Below are 16,918 nucleotides of genomic sequence, written 5' to 3'. Positions count from 1 at the left end.
CGAGCGTCGGCCGAGAGGGCGGCGGGCCGTTCGAACGCGCACCCGCCACCAGCCCCCCGCCGAACCCGGGACCCGCTCACCCTCGATACGCCCTACCCCCGCAGCCGCTCCCGTGCCTCCATCAGCGCGAACCCCAGCAGGTTCGGCCCTCTCCACCGCTCCGGATCCCTCGCCGCCTCGTCGTCCGCGGCGAGGCCGATGCCCCACACCCGGTCCACGGGGCTCGCCTCGACCAGCACGCGCTCGCCCGTGCCCAGCAGGAAGCCGCGCAGTTCGGGGGCCGAGGCGAACTTGTGCACGCTGCCCTCGACCACGATCCCGAAGCGCTCCCGCTGCCATATCGCCTCGTCGAAGCCGCGGACCAGCCGCCCCGCCTTCTTCGCCTCGGCGGGATGCCCGGCCGCCAGCACTCGCCGCTCCGCCTCCGCGTCGTCGAAAAGCCGCGCCTTGCCGGCCATCATCCAGTGCTCGGCGGTCGCGTAGGCCACGCCGTCCACCACGAACGGTGACGGCCACCACTGGCTCAGACAGCTCGCCCCGACACGCCCGTCGGGCCGCGGCCGGTGGCCCCAGAAATGCAGATATTTGATCTTCGCGCCCGCCCGGACCTCTCTGACCAGCGCTTCCCGTGAGTCGATCTTCCCCGTGGTTCCTTCCATGCACGCGAGTCTGGCAGCCACCACTGACAATCCATCCCTCCTTTTCCGTGCCGACTCGACACCTAGTCGACAGATTCCGTCGCGTAACCAAAAGGCAACAACGGAATCACTTGTTGAGTGCCCTCTGCTCTGTCAGGATCGGCACTCAAATCGAGCTGGAGCTACGCCACCCGCCTGCGACGTACGCGGGGCGACGGCGGAGGAGAGCGAGAGCGACATGCACAACCCGGTCAATGCCACCCCGGAACGCTTTCCGGCCCAGGACCGCTTCGCGGACGGCGCGCAGTTCATCGCGGGGCGCCTGACCAAAGGCACCTCCGGCCTCACGTACGCGGTCGTCGACCCCTCGACCGGCGCGGAGGTGTACACGTACGAGCAGGCGAGCGCCTCGGACGTGGACGCGGCCGTCGCCGCCGCCCGCGCGGCCTTCCCGGGCTGGTCCTCGGCCACCCCGGGCGAGCGCTCCGACGCCCTGCACCGCTTCGCCGCCGTGCTCGCCGACCGCGCGGAGGACTTCGCCCGCGCCGAATCCCTCCAGTGCGGCAAACCGCTCAAGCTGACCCGCGAGTTCGACGTCCCGGGGACGATCGACAACACCGCCTTCTTCGCCGGGGCCGCCCGCCACCTCCAGGGGCAGTCGGCCGGCGAGTACTCCGGCGACCACACCTCGTACGTACGCCGTGAACCCATCGGCGTCGTCGGCTCCATCGCGCCCTGGAACTACCCCCTCCAGATGGCCGCCTGGAAGATCCTCCCGGCGATCGCCGCGGGCAACACGATCGTCCTGAAGCCCGCCGAGCTCACCCCGCTCACCTCCCTGCTCTTCGCCCGGGCCGCCACCGACGCCGGGATCCCGGACGGCGTGATCAACATCGTCTCCGGCACCGGCAAGGAGGCCGGCGAACACCTCGTCGGCCACCCGGACGTGGCGATGACCTCCTTCACCGGCTCCACCGCCGTAGGCAAGCGGGTCGCCGAGGTAGCCACCGCGACCGTCAAGCGCCTCCACCTGGAGCTCGGTGGCAAGGCGCCCTTCGTGGTCTTCGACGACGCCGACCTGGAGGCCGCCGTCCACGGTGCGGTCGCGGGCGCGCTCATCAACACGGGACAGGACTGCACGGCCGCCACGCGCGCGTACGTACAGCGGCCCCTCTACGAGGCGTTCGTCGAGCAGACGGCCGCCCTCATGGAGACCGTCCGGCTGGGCGACCCGTTCGCGCCGGGCACCGACCTCGGCCCGCTGATCTCGCACGCCCAGCGCGACCGGGTCGCCGGGTTCGTCGACCGGGCGCGCGGCTACGCGCGCGTGGTGAGCGGAGGCGAGGCTCCTCAGGGAGATCTCGAGAACGGTGCGTACTATCGCCCCACCCTGGTGGCGGACGCCGCCCAGGACAGCGAGATCGTCCAGTCCGAGCTCTTCGGCCCGGTCCTGGTCGTCCTGCCTTTCGACAGTGACGACGAGGGCATCCGGCTGGCCAACGACACGCCGTACGGTCTCGCCGCCTCCGCCTGGAGCCGGGACGTCTACCGGGCGAACCGCGCCACCCGGGAGATCAAGGCGGGCTGCGTATGGATCAACGACCACATCCCGATCATCAGCGAGATGCCGCACGGCGGGTACAAGGCGTCCGGCTTCGGCAAGGACATGTCCGCGTACTCGTTCGAGGAGTACACCCAGGTCAAGCACGTCATGTTCGACAACACCGCGGTGCCGAGCAAGGACTGGCACCGCACGATCTTCGGGGACCGATAGCCGCATTCGGGCCGCCTGACCCGCGGCCGCCCACCATCCTCCCGAAAGGGCACCACGCGCATGGAGCAGTACGAGCCCGACCGCCTGTCCCCGGCCCAGGTGGCCGCCATGCGGCGCAGCTTCAGGAACGGCAGGGCCGCCCTCACCCGCCGTTCGCTGCTGCGCGCCTCCGCGGGCGGCGCGCTCGCGGCCGGCGGTCTCGGGGCGCTGAGCGCCTGCGGCATCCCCGCGGCGGGCAAGACCCAGGGCGGCGTCGCCGCGGACGACCACTCGGCGAAGGAGAAGACCGTCAACTTCTCCAACTGGACCGAGTACATGGACGTCGACGACAGCGGCAAGCACCACCCGACGCTGGAGCAGTTCACGGAGCGGACCGGCATCAGGGTCAAGTACACCGAGGACATCAACGACAACAACGAGTTCTTCGGCAAGATCAAGCCGCAGCTCGCCGCGGGCCAGGACACCGGCCGCGACATCATCGTCCTCACCGACTGGCTGGCCGCCCGCCTCATCCGCCTGGGCTGGGTCCAGAAACTCGACCCGTCGAACCTCCCGCACGCCTACGCCAACCTGTCGGCGCAGTTCCGCGACCCCGACTGGGACCCCGGCCGCGCCTACTCGTACGTCTGGCAGGGCATCTCCACGGTCATCGCCTACAACAAGAAGGCGCTGGACGGCGTCGAGGTGAAGTCGGTCTCCGACCTGCTCGACAACCCCAAACTCAAGGGACGCGTCGGCTTCCTGTCGGAGATGCGCGACAGCATCGGGATGACCCTGCTCGACATGGGCAAGGACCCGGCGAACTTCACCGCGGACGACTACGACGCGGTGATCGCCCGCCTCCAGAAGGCCGTCGACAAGGGCCAGATCCGCCGCTTCACCGGCAACGACTACACCTCCGACCTGACCAGCGGTGACTTCGCCGCCTGCATCGCCTGGGCCGGTGACGTCGTCCAGCTGAAGGCGGACAGCCCCGACATCGACTTCATCATCCCGGACAGCGGTTACATGACGTCGACCGACAACCTGCTGGTCCCCAACAAGGCGCGTCACAAGACGAACGCCGAACGGCTCATCGACTTCTACTACGAGCCGAAGCCGGCCGCCGAGCTCGCCGCGTACATCAACTACGTGTGTCCCGTCGACGGAGTGAAGGCCGAGCTGGAGAAGATCGACGCGGATGCGGCGAACAACCCGCTGATCATCCCCGACAAGGACATGGCCGAGAAGTCCCACGCCTTCCGCTCACTGAGCTCGAAGGAAGAGACGGCCTTTGAAGAGAAGTTCGCGAAGCTGACTGGGGCGTGATCACCGTGACGACGAACAAGACGGACCACGGAGGCGACGTCCGCCTCTCGGGAATCAGCAAGACCTACGGCTCCTTCACCGCCGTGCACCCGCTCGACCTGACCGTTCCGCAGGGCTCCTTCTTCGCCCTGCTCGGCGCCTCCGGCTGCGGCAAGACCACCACCCTGCGCATGATCGCGGGCCTGGAGGAACCTTCCTCCGGCACCGTCTTCCTCGGCGACCAGGAAGTCACCCACCTGCCGCCGTACAAGCGGCCGGTGAACACGGTCTTCCAGTCCTACGCCCTCTTTCCGCACCTCGACATCTTCGAGAACGTCGCCTTCGGCCTGCGCCGGCGCGGCATCAGGTCGGTGAAGAAGCAGGTCGAGGAGATGCTCGACCTCGTCCAGCTCGGCGAGCAGGCCCGCAAGAAGCCGCACCAGCTCTCCGGCGGCCAGCAGCAGCGCGTCGCGGTCGCCCGCGCCCTGATCAACACCCCCAAGGTGCTCCTCCTCGACGAGCCCCTCGGCGCCCTCGACCTCAAGCTGCGCCGGCAGATGCAGCTGGAGCTCAAGCGCATCCAGACCGAGGTCGGCATCACCTTCGTGCACGTCACGCACGACCAGGAGGAGGCCATGACCATGGCCGACACGGTCGCCGTGATGAACGCGGGCCGCGTCGAACAGCTCGGCTCGCCCGCCGACCTCTACGAGAACCCGCACACCACCTTCGTCGCCAACTTCCTGGGCACCTCCAACCTCATCGAGGCCGAGGTCGACTCCAAGAGCGGCGACGAGATCGTGCTGAAGGCGGGAGGCGGCAAGCTGGTCCTGCCCGAGGCGCGGTGCTCGGCGCCCACCCAGGCCGGCGGCAAGGTGCTGGTCGGCGTCCGCCCGGAGAAGATCTCCCTCACCCACGCCGACGACGCGGGCGAGATCCCGGCCGGCCGCAACCGCATCACCGGCACGATCGCGAGCAGCAGCTTCATCGGCGTCTCCACGCAGTACGTCATCGACAGCCCGGTCTGCCCCGAGTTCGAGGTCTACGCCCAGAACATCGACCGCGACGCCCGCCTCGTGCCCGGCGCCGACGTCGTCCTGCACTGGAGCCCGGCCCACACCTTCGGCCTGGACGCGGCACAGGACATCGACGCGGGCACCGACGAAGTGGTGGCCGCCTGATGTCGACCCTCACGGAGGCGCCCCCGCCTCTCTCCCCGACGGCCCCGGAGAAGAAGCCCCCGCGCAAGCGGGGCCGCCTCACGCCGTACTGGCTTCTGCTGCCCGGCATCCTCTGGCTGCTGGTCTTCTTCGCGCTGCCGATGATCTACCAGGCCTCCACGTCCGTGCAGACGGGCTCCCTGGAGGAGGGCTACAAGGTCACCTGGCACTTCGCCACCTACTGGGACGCCCTGTCCGAGTACTGGCCGCAGTTCCTTCGCTCGGTCGCCTACGCCGCCTCCGCCACCGTGCTGTGCCTGCTGCTCGGCTATCCGCTGGCCTACCTCATCGCCTTCCGCGCGGGCCGCTGGCGGAACCTGATCATGATCCTGGTGATCGCGCCGTTCTTCACCAGTTTCCTGATCCGCACGCTCGCCTGGAAGACGATCCTCGCGGACGGCGGCCCGGTCGTCGGCGCCCTCAACACCCTGCACGTCCTGGACGTCACCAGCTGGCTCGGCTGGACCTCCGGCGACCGCGTGCTGGCCACGCCCCTCGCCGTCGTCTGCGGCCTGACGTACAACTTCCTGCCGTTCATGATCCTGCCGCTCTACTCCTCGCTGGAGCGCATCGACGGACGCCTGCACGAGGCCGCGGGCGACCTGTACGCGCGGCCGGTCACGGTCTTCCGCAAGGTCACCTTCCCGCTGTCCATGCCCGGCGTGGTCTCCGGCACGCTGCTGACCTTCATCCCGGCGGCCGGCGACTACGTCAACGCGGACCTGCTCGGCTCGACCGACACCCGCATGGTCGGGAACGTCATCCAGAGCCAGTTCCTGCGGATCCTCGACTACCCGACGGCCGCGGCACTGTCCTTCATCCTCATGGCCGCGATCCTCGTGATGGTCACGGTCTACATCCGCCGGTCCGGAACGGAGGACCTGGTCTAAATGGCCTTCGTCACCTGGCTCAAGCGCCGTCTCGTCGTCATCGCGGGACTGCTGACGCTCGGATATCTCCTGCTGCCGAACATCGTCGTCACGGTGTTCTCCTTCAACAAACCGAAGGGGCGCTTCAACTACGAATGGCAGCAGTTCTCCACGGACGCCTGGAAGGACCCGTGCGGTGTCTCCGACCTGTGCGGCTCGCTGTCACTCAGCCTCCAGATCGCCTTCTGGGCCACGCTCGGCGCCACCGCCCTCGGCACGGCGATCGCCTTCGCCCTGGTCCGCTACCGCTTCCGGGCGCGGGGGGCCGTGAACTCGCTGATCTTCCTGCCGATGGCGATGCCCGAAGTCGTCATGGCCGCCTCCCTGCTCACCCTGTTCCTCAACATGGGCGCGCAGCTGGGCTTCTGGACGATTCTCATCGCCCACATCATGTTCTGCCTCAGCTTCGTCGTGACGGCGGTCAAGGCACGCGTGATGTCGATGGACCCGAAGCTGGAGCAGGCCGCGCAGGACCTGTACGCCGGCCCGTTCCAGACCTTCGTCCGGGTCACCCTGCCGATCGCGGCACCGGGAATCGCGGCGGGCGCACTGCTCGCCTTCGCGCTGTCCTTCGACGATTTCATCATCACGAATTTCAACGCGGGCTCGACCGTCACCTTCCCCATGTTCGTCTGGGGTTCGGCACAGCGCGGAACACCCGTCCAGATCAACGTCATCGGTACGGCCATGTTCCTGGTCGCCGTACTGCTCGTCCTGACCTCGATGGTCGCCGGAAACCGCCGCACCAAGCAAAAGGCGTAGCGGACACACCCTGTAGGGAGTTGACATCATGGCCCCGAGCGCCATGAGCCGTTGGACGAAGTCCCTTTCCGACGTCCAGCCGGTCCCGTACTGGCTGGACGACCCCGGCAAGCCCCACCCCGAACCCGCCCTCACCGGCGCCGAGACCTGCGACCTGCTGGTCGTGGGCGGCGGATACAGCGGACTGTGGACCGCGCTCATCGCCAAGGAACGCGACCCGCAGCGGGAGGTCGTCCTGCTGGAAGGCCGCGAGGCGGGCTGGGCCGCCTCGGGCCGCAACGGCGGCTTCTGCGCCGCCTCCCTCACCCACGGTCTGTCCAACGGCCTGACCCGCTGGCCGGACGAGATCCGAAGGCTCCAGGAGCTGGGCGCCCGCAACCTCGACGAGATCGAGCGGGCGGTCGCCCGGCACGACCTCGACTGCGACTTCGAACGCACCGGCGAGATCGACGTGGCGACCGAGCCGTACCAGGCACGGGAACTGCGGAACTGGCACGAGGAGATGAAGCGCGCGGGCCTCGCCGACGGCGTGGAGTTCCTGGACACGGAAGCCGTACGCGAGCAGGTGGCCTCACCCACCTTCCGGGCCGGCCTCCACGACCGCCGGGGCGTCGCCCTGCTCAACCCGGCGAAGCTCGCCTGGAACCTGAAGCGGGCGTGCCTGAGGCTCGGCGTCCGCGTCTACGAGCACACTCCCGCCCTCACCCTGAAGCCGTACGGCGCCGGGATGGCTGTACGCACCCCGTACGGCTCGGTCCGCGCCCGCAAGGTCGCGCTCGGCACCAACATCTTCCCGAACCTGGTCCGACGGGTCCGGGCCTACACCGTCCCGGTCTACGACTACGCGCTGATGACCGAGCCGCTGACCGCCGACCGGCTGGCGTCGATCGGCTGGAAGAACCGACAGGGACTGGGGGACAGCGCCAACCGGTTCCACTACTTCCGCCTCTCCGCGGACAACCGCATCCTCTGGGGCGGCTACGACGCGATCTACCCGTACGGCGGCCGGGTGCGCGCCGAGTACGACGACCGCCCGGAGACCTACGCCAAACTCGCCGAGCACTTCTTCACCTGCTTCCCGCAACTGGAGGGCGTCCGCTTCACGCACGCGTGGGGCGGCGCGATCGACACCTGCTCGCGCTTCTCGGCGTTCTACGGCACGGCCCACCACGGGAAGGTGGCCTACGCGGCGGGCTACACGGGCCTCGGGGTCGGAGCCACTCGCTTCGGCGCCGAGGTGATGCTCGACCTGCTGGCGGGGCAGACCACGGAGCGCACCTCGCTCGACATGGTCCGCAGGAAGCCGCTGCCCTTCCCGCCGGAGCCCTTCGCGTGGACGGGCATCGCCCTCACCAAGTGGTCGCTGGCGCGGGCGGACGCGCACGGCGGGCGGCGCAACCTGTGGCTGCGGACGATGGACCGGCTCGGGCTGGGCTTCGACAGCTGACCTGCGCCCGCGATCCGGTTCACTCCAACGGCGTGCCGGAACCCGCGTAATGCCGGCCGGGGAACCTCCCTCTCTCTCGTGACGCGAACCCGCGTCCACGACGAAGCAGGGAGGTCCCTTCATGACCGGGGCGAAAACGGCGGTCGACTGGCTCGCATCCGTGGCGCCGGATCCCGAGGCCTGCCGCTGGGAATGGGAACGCAACACCCACCGGGGCGCACTCCTGCCCGCCGGAAAGGCCTGGGACGTGCTGATCCTGCCGGGTGAACTCGGCTACCCCACGCTCGACGTCCTCACCCGCATCATCGACCAGCCGGGTCCGGTGCTGGTCGACTTCGGTGACGCCCGGATCGGCTTCTTCGTGCCGCCGGGCACCGCGGCCCGCTGGCTCGGCACCGGTATCCGTACGGCGGGGGCGGGCACCTGGATCGTGGTGCCGTACCCGGGCCGCTCCACCGGCGGAGTGCGCTGGCTGTTCCCTCCGGACGGCTCCGGCACCCTCACCGACCCGGCGCTCCTCGAACTGGCGATGCACGAGGCGGCGGCGGGCCTGGTGAGGGACGAGCGCGACTAGGGCAACAGCTACGCGGTCGTACGCCGCATCCGGTTACTCTCCGTCCGGCAACTCGGCATCCGCCGACTCTTCGGCCGCCCGTGCGGCCGACGCGGAAGGCCTCTCCGCACCCGTTATCCGGGCTCGTCGTCGGGCGTCCCCCGCCCGAGGAACAGCCACAGCGAGGAGAGCAGCACCGCACACAGACACCAACTGGCCACGACATCCAGGGGCCAGTGGTAGCCGCGGCGGACCAGGCCGAAACCCACGCCGAGGTTGACGGCCGCGCAGGCGGCGAAGAGCGCACGGCGGGCGCGGGCCGTGCGCAGCCACGGGAAGAGCAGCAGGGTCGCGGCGCCGTAGGCGATGGCGGCCGTGGCGGTGTGGCCGGAAGGGTAGTAGCCGGTGCCCGGCGGCATGACCGGGGTGCCCGGGCGGGCCGTGAGTTCCTTGAGCGGAATGATCAGCGCCGGGACCAGAGCCATGAGCACGACCGCGGCGGTGGCCGGAAGCCACCAGCGGTCTGTACCAATGCGGCGGGCCCGCAGGGCGGCATACCCGAGGACGACGGCGAGGACCGGGACCGCGACCTGGACGTTTCCCAGATCGGCGAGGAGTCCGGAGGCGCGGTCCGGGTGGACCAGGGCATGGCTGACGCGTTCGTCCACGCGCAACAGCAGGCCGTCGTCGACGACCTGCCAGGTGATCAGCGCGAAGAGGAGGGCCGGAAGCCCGAGGAGGAAGAAGAAGGAGGTCGGCCGCCCCGGAACAGGGGGGGTGGTTCCGGGGCGGCCGATCAGATCGGATGGTCGCGCGCCCCGGGGGGTTTGGGGCGGGCGACTGTCCGATCGGTGAGGAGATCCAGAGCCGGAGGCTCCGGTTGTGTGCGCGAGGGCACGACCAGGTCGAAGCTGGGGAGGCCCCGGCCTGATGTCGCCCACAGTCCCCTGTGGGCGGGGTGTATCTCTCATCTGGGTAGAACCTACGACAGGCGACGGGCCTAAGACAGGCGGAATCGCGTCCTGACAGCCACCTCGCACACCTTCTTCACACGCTCTGCCGCTCCCCACCGCAGCACCGGAATCCGCGGTGAACTCCGGTGGTGGGACAGGTGTGGCTCCTGTGACGTCAGATGCGCGCGAAGGCCTGCTCGATGATGTCGAGGCCTTCGTTGAGGAGGTCGTCGCCGATCACCAGCGGGGGCAGGAAGCGCAGCACGTTGCCGTAGGTGCCACAGGTCAGGACCAGCAGGCCCTCCTGGTGGCAGGCCTTGGCGAGCGCGGCGGTCGCCTCCGGGTTCGGCTCCTTGGTGGCGCGGTCCTTGACCAGCTCGATGGCGATCATGGCGCCCCGGCCGCGGACGTCACCGACGATGTCGAACTTCTCGGCCATGGCGGTGAGGCGGGCCTTCATGACGGCCTCGATGTTCTTCGCCCTGGCGTTGAGGTCCAGCTCCTTCATCGTCTCGATCGAGCCGAGCGCACCGGCGCAGGCGACCGGGTTGCCGCCGTAGGTGCCGCCGAGACCGCCCGCGTGCGCGGCGTCCATGATCTCGGCGCGGCCGGTGACGGCGGCGAGCGGGAGGCCGCCCGCGATGCCCTTGGCGGTGGTGATCAGGTCGGGGACGATGCCCTCGTCCTCGCAGGCGAACCACTGGCCGGTGCGGCAGAAGCCGGACTGGATCTCGTCGGCGACGAAGACGATGCCGTTGTCGGCGGCGAACTCGCTGATGGCCGGAAGGAAGCCCTTCGCCGGCTCGATGAAGCCGCCCTCGCCGAGCACCGGCTCGATGATGATCGCCGCCACGTTCTCCGCACCGACCTGCTTGGTGATCTGGTCGATGGCCTGCGCGGCGGCCTCGGGGCCGGCGTTCTCCGGCCCGGTCGGCCAGCGGTAGCCGTACGCCACCGGAACGCGGTAGACCTCGGGCGCGAACGGGCCGAAGCCGTGCTTGTACGGCATGTTCTTCGCGGTCAGCGCCATCGTGAGGTTGGTGCGCCCGTGGTAGCCGTGGTCGAACACGACCACGGCCTGGCGCTTGGTGTACGAGCGGGCGATCTTGACCGCGTTCTCCACGGCCTCGGCGCCCGAGTTGAACAGCGCGGACTTCTTGGCGTGGTCGCCCGGGGTCAGCTCGGCGAGGGCCTCGGCGACCTCCACGTACCCCTCGTACGGCGTGACCATGAAACAGGTGTGGGTGAAGTCGGCGAGCTGGGCTGCGGCCCGGCGTACGACGGCCTCGGCGGAGGCGCCGACGGACGTGACCGCGATGCCCGATCCGAAGTCGATGAGACGGTTGCCGTCGACGTCCTCGATGATTCCGCCGCCCGCGCGCGCGGTGAACACGGGCAGCACGGAGCCCACACCCTGCGCGACCGCGGCCAGGCGGCGGGCCTGCAGCTCCCGCGACTTCGGGCCGGGGATGGCGGTGACGACGCGGCGCTCCTGCGGAAGTGCGGTCATGGGGGGCTCCTGAGGTGTTGCTCGTGCCGACTGTTGCCTTCTCTTTTCTCGCAGGCTAAGGCGGGGACCGGGGGGCGGGCATGCTCCATGTGGGCGTTGTCGGCCGCCCCGGTTGTCCGCGGTGGACATGGCGGCACGGTCACGGGTCACTGTCCGTCCGGCCGCGTAAGCGGTGAACTCCCCATGCGAGGGCGTTAGATTGACTCGCTGACGGTGGACGGAACGGCTGGTCAAGGGGCGAGGGCGATGGACAGCGACGGGACGCGGGACGCGCGGGGTACGCATGCGAATCCTGTGCCACGTCCGGCAGGGTCACCCGAGGTCCCGGCGATGCCGCCGCGGCCGCCCGCGGCCCCGGTCCCGGGTGTGCCGCCGATGCCGGACGGGTCGGCCTTCCTCGCGTGGCTGCGGGCGCCCCGGCCGGAGGCGGCACCGGGCGTGTGGCGGTTCGGGCACAAGCCGCGGCCGGAGGAGGAGCCTGAGCAGATTCCCACGCGGCAGCTGCTGAGCGGGGCGGTGATCGCGCTCCTCGTCGGCTGGCTGATCTGGTCGCTCCTGTGGAACGGCTACCTCGGCGGCTGGTGGGTGCTGCCCCTCGAACTCTTCACGCCGGACTCCTGGCGCCAGACCAACGACCGCGTCGGCAACGCCGTCCTCTGGTACAGCTACTACACGCTGATCGCCCTCGTGATCATGCTCGCCGTCGGCCGTCTCGGCCGATGGGGCGAGATCTGGCGCCGCTACGGCCCGCCCGCCTGGCGACGCACCGCGCCGGTGACCGAACGGCCGCCCACCCCGGAGCAGGACCCCGCCATGTGGCCCCACCTGCGGGCCGCCGGAGCCGTCGACGCCGCCGAGCGGCTCGCCGCCGAGGCCCGCGCCGGACTGATGCGGGACGTCGACCACGCCCGGATCGACCGCGCCTGGCAGGGCGTGCGCAGCGGCCGGCACAGCCTCGCCACCTTCACCGGTGCGGTGCTCGGCGAAGGCGCCGCCGCCTGTGCGCACCCCTCCGGCGAGCGCGACCTGTCGACCAGGCTCGCCCGGCACGACCTGGTCACCGGCCAGGTGCGCCTGGGCACCACGGCCGACGACGCCCGTAACCCGTACGCCTACCGCGGCACCGGCCTCGGTCTCGGCCCCGAGCTGCTCGGCACCTCGCTCCTCGCCGTCGGACCGCCCGGCTCCGGCAAGACCGGCACCGTCGTGAACCCGATCGCCGAGTCGCTGTGCCTGCACGCGCTCGCCGGGCGCGCCGCCGTCGTGGTGGTCGGCGCGGCGGGCGCCGGGCTCGGCCCAGCCGACGCCTACGACGTCGTCGTACGGATCGGGAATCCGGAATCGGTGTACGACCTCGACCTGTACGGCGGGACGACGGACCCGGACGAGGCCGCCGCGGTGCTCGCCGAGGCGCTCGTCGGCGACCTCGCCGAGCCGCACCAGGGCGGGGACACCCGGCGTTCCACGACCGTCCTCGCCCAGCTCCTCGGACCGTTCCACGCGGTCCACGGACGCTTCCCCTCCGTACCGGAGCTGCGGCAACTGCTCGACGGCGCGCCCGCGCCGCTGGCCGCGCTGCGCAAGGGCCTCGAGGACTCCCGGCAGGAGGCACTGCTGCGCGAACTGGACGCGCGGGAGCGGCAGATGGGGCACCCGGGGGACGTGGGCGGAGTGCTCGCGGACCGGGTGGCGCTGCTCGACCGGCCGGCCTTCGCGGGCTTCTTCGACACGTCCGGACAGTCGCGGCCCTTCTCGCTGAAGGCCCTGGACCACCCGGTGCGGGTGCGGATCGACCTGCCGCAGCGCGGGCACGCCGACGCCTCGCGGATGCTGGCCCGGCTGGTGCTGGCCCAGTTCACGGCGAGCGTGGCGGTACGGGAGGACCGGTCGCTGTTCGCCTGCCTGGTGCTGGACGACGCCACCGGCGTGGTGACGCCCGAGGCCGTACGGGGCATCCAGCGGTTGCGGTCGGGCAACGCCGGGGTCGTGCTGACGCTGCGCACCCTGGACGACGTACCGAGGCCGTTGCGGGGGCCGCTGCTCGGGGCCACCGGGTGCCGGATGGCGCTGTCCGGGCTCACCCCGTGGGACGGGCAGGATTTCGCCGAGGTGTGGGGCAAGGAGTGGATCGAGGCGCGGGACGTCACCGACCGGCAGATCATCGCCGAGACGCCGGCCGGCAAGGTGCTGCACGCGGTGCGGCGGGTGATCACCGGCAAGGCGCCGACCGCGCGGGCGGTGACCGTGCGGCAGGTCGAGCGGGAGCGCTGGTCGGCGTCCGAGCTCGCTCACGTGCCGCCGGGGCACGCGGTGCTGTCGCTGACGAGTGTGCGGGGGGAGCACGCGCCGCCGCTGCTGGTGGACCTGCGGCGCTGACGTACGGGGATGACGTCACGGGGTGACCGTACGGTGAGGCAGAATCGGCACAGGCCGTTCATACGTTACGGCCAAAAGATCACAAAGATCACGACGGTCACACATACCTGAAGGCCTCATGCCCCCCACGCTCGCCTCGCTCGTCCATCACTCCGCACTGAAGCTGACCGTGCGGGCGGGCGGGGACCGCCTGGACGTGCCGGTCCGCTGGGCACACGTCAGCGAGCTCGCCGACCCCGTGCCCTACATGGAGGGCGGGGAACTGCTGCTGATCACCGCGCTGAAGCTGGACGTGGGGGACGCGGAGGCGATGGCACGCTATGTGAGGCGGCTGGTGGAGGCGGGGGTGGTCGGGCTCGGCTTCGCCGTGGGGGTCGCCTACGACGAGGTCCCCCAGGCGCTCGTCGACGCCGCCGAGCACGAGGGCCTGCCGCTGCTCGAGGTGCCGCGCCGCACCCCCTTCCTCGCCATCAGCAAGGCCGTGTCCGCGGCGATCGCCGCCGACCAGTACCGGGCGGTGACCGCGGGCTTCGCGGCGCAGAGGGAACTGACCAAGCAGGCACTGACGGACGGCCCGGAGGGGTTGCTGAGTTCACTCGCCTCGCAGGTCGACGGGTGGGCGGCGCTCTACGACGCCTCGGGCGCCGTCGTCGCCACGGCGCCGGAGTGGGCGGGGCGGCGGGCCGCCCGGCTCACCGCGGACGTCGAGCGGCTGCGGGAGCGGCCCGCGCCCGCCTCCTCGGTCGTGGGCGGCCCCGAGCACGAGGACCGGGTCGAGCTGCACTCGCTGGGCGCCGGGCGACGGCCGCGGGCGGCGCTTGCCGTGGGGACGGCCGCGACCCTCGGCACGGCCGAGCGGTACGCCGTCCACTCGGCCATCGCCCTGCTGACCCTCACGACGGAACGTTCGCGCTCCCTGCACGCGGCCGAGCAGCGGATCGGCACGGCGGTGCTGCGCATGCTGCTCGCCGGGGAACCGGACCACGCGCGGACGGTCGCCGGGGATCTGTACGGCGCTCTGCTGGACGCCCCCTTCCGGGTGATCGTCGCCGAGTCGGCCTCCGCGGCGTCGGCCGCGCGAGTGCAGACCGACGGCCCCGCGCGCGTGCCCCTCGGCAAGCCGACCGCCGCGACGCTCGCCGCGGCCGACACGAACGGTGATCCGCTGGGTGCCCTCACCGAGGTCGTGGAGTCGGCCGCGGCCCGCTCCGGCGAGGCCGTACTCGTCGTGCCGGAGAACGGGGGAGGCGAGGGGCAGCGGCTGGTGGTGCTGGCCACGGACGGCGGTGCCGCGGTGGCCGCGTGCTCGGAGTACGCGGCCGCGCTGGAGGCCGCGCGCGCGGGGGTGCGGGAGCAGACGGCCGGCGGTGACGAGGACGAGCTGGTCGTGGGGCTGTCGACGCCGGTCGGGCCGATCGCCGCGGCGGCCGCGTACAAGCAGGCCGAGCAGGCGTTGTCGGTGGCTCGGCGGCGGGGGCGGGTGCTGGTCGAGCACGAGCAGCTGGCGGCGGGGTCCGTGCTGCCGTTGCTCGCGGACGACGCGGTGAAGGCGTTCGCGGACGGGTTGCTCCGGCCGCTGTACGAGCATGACGCGACCGGGCGGGGGGATCTGGTGGCCTCGTTGCGGGCGTGGTTGTCGCGGCACGGCCAGTGGGATGCGGCGGCCGCGGATCTTGGGGTGCACCGGCATACGCTGCGGTATCGGATGCGGCGCGTCGAGGAGATCCTGGGGCGGTCGCTGGACGATCCGGATGTGCGGATGGAGCTGTGGCTGGCGTTGAAGGCGACGTCGGCGGAGTAGGACGCCGGGGTGGTGGTGCCGCAGGCTCCGCCTCGAGACCCCCGGCCCGCGCCCACCCACCACCCGACTCGCCCGGATGAACGGCGACCCAACCTGCCAATCCGGCGCACCCACCCATCCCCACCACTCCACCCCGGCCAAACACCCTCCGCCCTCCCCACCCCTACCGTCGGACACATGACTTCCACCCACGCCTTCTGGCTCGCCGGCCGCCAGGCCACCGGCGAGGACAGCTTCGACGTCACCTCGCCCTGGGACGGTCGCCTCGTCGGCAAGGTCGCTGTGCCGAGCGACGCGCAGACCGAGGAGGCCGTGGCCGCCGCGCACGCCGTACGGGACGAGTTCGCCGCCACCCCCGCCCACGTCCGCGCCGCCGCCCTCGACCACGTCAGCAGGCGGTTGGCCGAGCGCACCGAGGAGATCGCCCAGCTCATCTCCGAGGAGAACGGCAAGCCGATCAAGTGGGCCCGCGGCGAGGTCGGCCGGGCCGTCTCCGTGTTCCGGTTCGCCGCCGAGGAGGCCCGCCGGTTCAACGGCGGTGAGGCGCAGCGCCTCGACACGGACGCCGGCGGGCAGGGCCGTCTCGCCCTCACCCGCCGCTTCCCGAAGGGCGTGGTCCTCGGCATCGCGCCGTTCAACTTCCCGCTGAACCTGTGCGCCCACAAGATCGCCCCGGCGATCGCGGCCGGCGCGCCCATCATCCTGAAGCCGGCCCCCGCCACCCCGCTCTCCGGGCTGGTCATCGGCGAGCTGCTCGCCGAGACCGAACTGCCCGCCGGCTCCTGGAGCATCCTCCCGGTGCCCAACGACCGGATGCCCGCCCTCGTCCAGGACGAGCGCCTGCCGGTCATCTCCTTCACCGGTTCCGAGAAGGTCGGCTACGCGATCATGGACTCGGTGCCGCGCAAGCACTGCACCCTGGAGCTGGGGGGCAACGGCGCCGCGGTCGTCCTCGGGGACTACGCCTCCGACGCCGACCTCGACTGGGCCGCCACCCGCATCGCCGCCTTCTCCAACTACCAGGGCGGCCAGTCCTGCATCTCCGTCCAGCGGGTCCTCGCGGACGCCTCCGTCTACGACCGGCTGCTGCCCCGCGTGGTCGCCGCCGTCGAGGCCCAGGTCACCGGTGACCCGTCCGACGACAAGACCGACGTCGGGCCGCTGGTCAGCGAGGACGCCGCCAAGCGGGTCGAGGCGTGGGTGCGGGAGGCCGTCGAGGCGGGAGCGCGGCTCCACACCGGCGGCGAGCGCGACGGCGCCTCCTACGCGCCGACCGTCCTGACCGAGGTGCCGGCGAGCACCACCATCTCCTGCGAGGAGGTCTTCGGGCCGGTCCTCACCCTGCAGAAGGTGGACGGCGAGGCCGCGGCCTTCGCCGCCGTCAACGACTCCAAGTACGGCCTGCAGGCGGGCGTGTTCACCCACGACCTCCAGGCCGCCTTCCGTGCCCACCGCGCACTGGAGGTCGGCGGTGTCGTCATCGGTGACGTGCCCTCCTACCGCGCCGACCAGATGCCGTACGGCGGGGTCAAGCAGTCCGGTGTGGGCCGCGAGGGCGTGAAGTTCGCGATGGACGACTACACGTACGAGCGGGTCCTGGTCCTAACCGGACTGGCCCTCTAGCTCATGGGAACCATTTTCATATAGGCTCCCCGAAGGGGTCCGGCA

At 71.1% G+C, this 16,918-nt stretch carries 13 protein-coding genes; 10 read left to right on the top strand and 3 right to left on the bottom strand.

The genetic code is table 11. The annotated features are described in order from the left end of the window. Positions 1-92: 92 nt before the first annotated feature. Positions 93-659 carry an NADAR family protein gene (locus KUM49_RS00405; protein WP_217234601.1) on the bottom strand — a complete coding sequence of 189 codons (567 nt, stop codon included), beginning with the start codon at positions 657-659 and terminating at the stop codon, positions 93-95. Positions 660-876: 217 nt separating this feature from the next. Between KUM49_RS00405 and KUM49_RS00400 the strand changes: the two genes are divergently transcribed. From KUM49_RS00400 to KUM49_RS00370, 7 genes are all read left to right on the top strand, one after another. Then, a complete protein-coding gene (locus KUM49_RS00400) occupies positions 877-2,412 on the top strand; it encodes a gamma-aminobutyraldehyde dehydrogenase (protein WP_217234600.1) in 1,536 nt (511 codons plus the stop codon). 60 nt (positions 2,413-2,472) lie between these two features. Next, positions 2,473-3,720: a spermidine/putrescine ABC transporter substrate-binding protein gene (locus KUM49_RS00395; RefSeq protein ID WP_217234599.1), complete on the top strand. Its 1,248-nt coding sequence runs from the start codon at positions 2,473-2,475 to the stop codon at positions 3,718-3,720. Further along, on the top strand, positions 3,717-4,880 hold the full coding sequence (locus KUM49_RS00390; protein WP_374200114.1) for an ABC transporter ATP-binding protein: 1,164 nt from the start codon (positions 3,717-3,719) through the stop codon (positions 4,878-4,880). Before KUM49_RS00395 ends, KUM49_RS00390 begins: the two co-directional genes overlap by 4 nt. Next, a complete protein-coding gene (locus tag KUM49_RS00385; protein ID WP_217234598.1) occupies positions 4,880-5,809 on the top strand; it encodes an ABC transporter permease in 930 nt (309 codons plus the stop codon). Before KUM49_RS00390 ends, KUM49_RS00385 begins: the two co-directional genes overlap by 1 nt. Then, positions 5,810-6,610, top strand: coding sequence for an ABC transporter permease (locus KUM49_RS00380; protein ID WP_217234597.1), 801 nt, complete (start codon positions 5,810-5,812; stop codon positions 6,608-6,610). Positions 6,611-6,638: 28 nt separating this feature from the next. Then, positions 6,639-8,057, top strand: a complete 1,419-nt coding sequence (locus KUM49_RS00375) for an FAD-binding oxidoreductase (RefSeq protein WP_217234596.1) — start codon at positions 6,639-6,641, stop codon at positions 8,055-8,057. 121 nt (positions 8,058-8,178) lie between these two features. Further along, positions 8,179-8,631, top strand: a complete 453-nt coding sequence (locus KUM49_RS00370) for a hypothetical protein (RefSeq protein ID WP_217234595.1) — start codon at positions 8,179-8,181, stop codon at positions 8,629-8,631. Between the two features lie 113 nt (positions 8,632-8,744). Here KUM49_RS00370 and KUM49_RS00365 read toward each other — a convergent pair whose 3' ends face one another. Continuing rightward, on the bottom strand, positions 8,745-9,581 hold the full coding sequence (locus KUM49_RS00365; protein ID WP_217234594.1) for a phosphatase PAP2 family protein: 837 nt from the start codon (positions 9,579-9,581) through the stop codon (positions 8,745-8,747). Positions 9,582-9,738: 157 nt separating this feature from the next. Then, entirely contained in the window at positions 9,739-11,073 is a 1,335-nt protein-coding gene (gabT, locus tag KUM49_RS00360) for a 4-aminobutyrate--2-oxoglutarate transaminase (protein ID WP_217234593.1), read from the bottom strand. A 246-nt stretch (positions 11,074-11,319) separates the two neighbouring features. Here gabT and KUM49_RS00355 point away from each other — a divergent pair, with 246 nt between their 5' ends. From KUM49_RS00355 to KUM49_RS00345, 3 genes are all read left to right on the top strand, one after another. Then, positions 11,320-13,449: an ATP-binding protein gene (locus tag KUM49_RS00355; RefSeq protein WP_217234592.1), complete on the top strand. Its 2,130-nt coding sequence runs from the start codon at positions 11,320-11,322 to the stop codon at positions 13,447-13,449. Between the two features lie 118 nt (positions 13,450-13,567). Further along, positions 13,568-15,250, top strand: a complete 1,683-nt coding sequence (locus KUM49_RS00350; RefSeq protein ID WP_217234591.1) for a PucR family transcriptional regulator — start codon at positions 13,568-13,570, stop codon at positions 15,248-15,250. A 177-nt stretch (positions 15,251-15,427) separates the two neighbouring features. Then, positions 15,428-16,873 (top strand): aldehyde dehydrogenase family protein, encoded by a 1,446-nt coding sequence (locus KUM49_RS00345; protein WP_217234590.1) that lies wholly within the window; start codon positions 15,428-15,430, stop codon positions 16,871-16,873. Positions 16,874-16,918 lie beyond the last annotated feature (45 nt).

This window comes from Streptomyces sp. AC555_RSS877 (assembly GCF_019049245.1).
In the GTDB taxonomy this organism is placed as follows: Bacteria; Actinomycetota; Actinomycetes; order Streptomycetales; family Streptomycetaceae; genus Streptomyces.
This window is presented reverse-complemented; position numbering and strand designations above follow the sequence as displayed.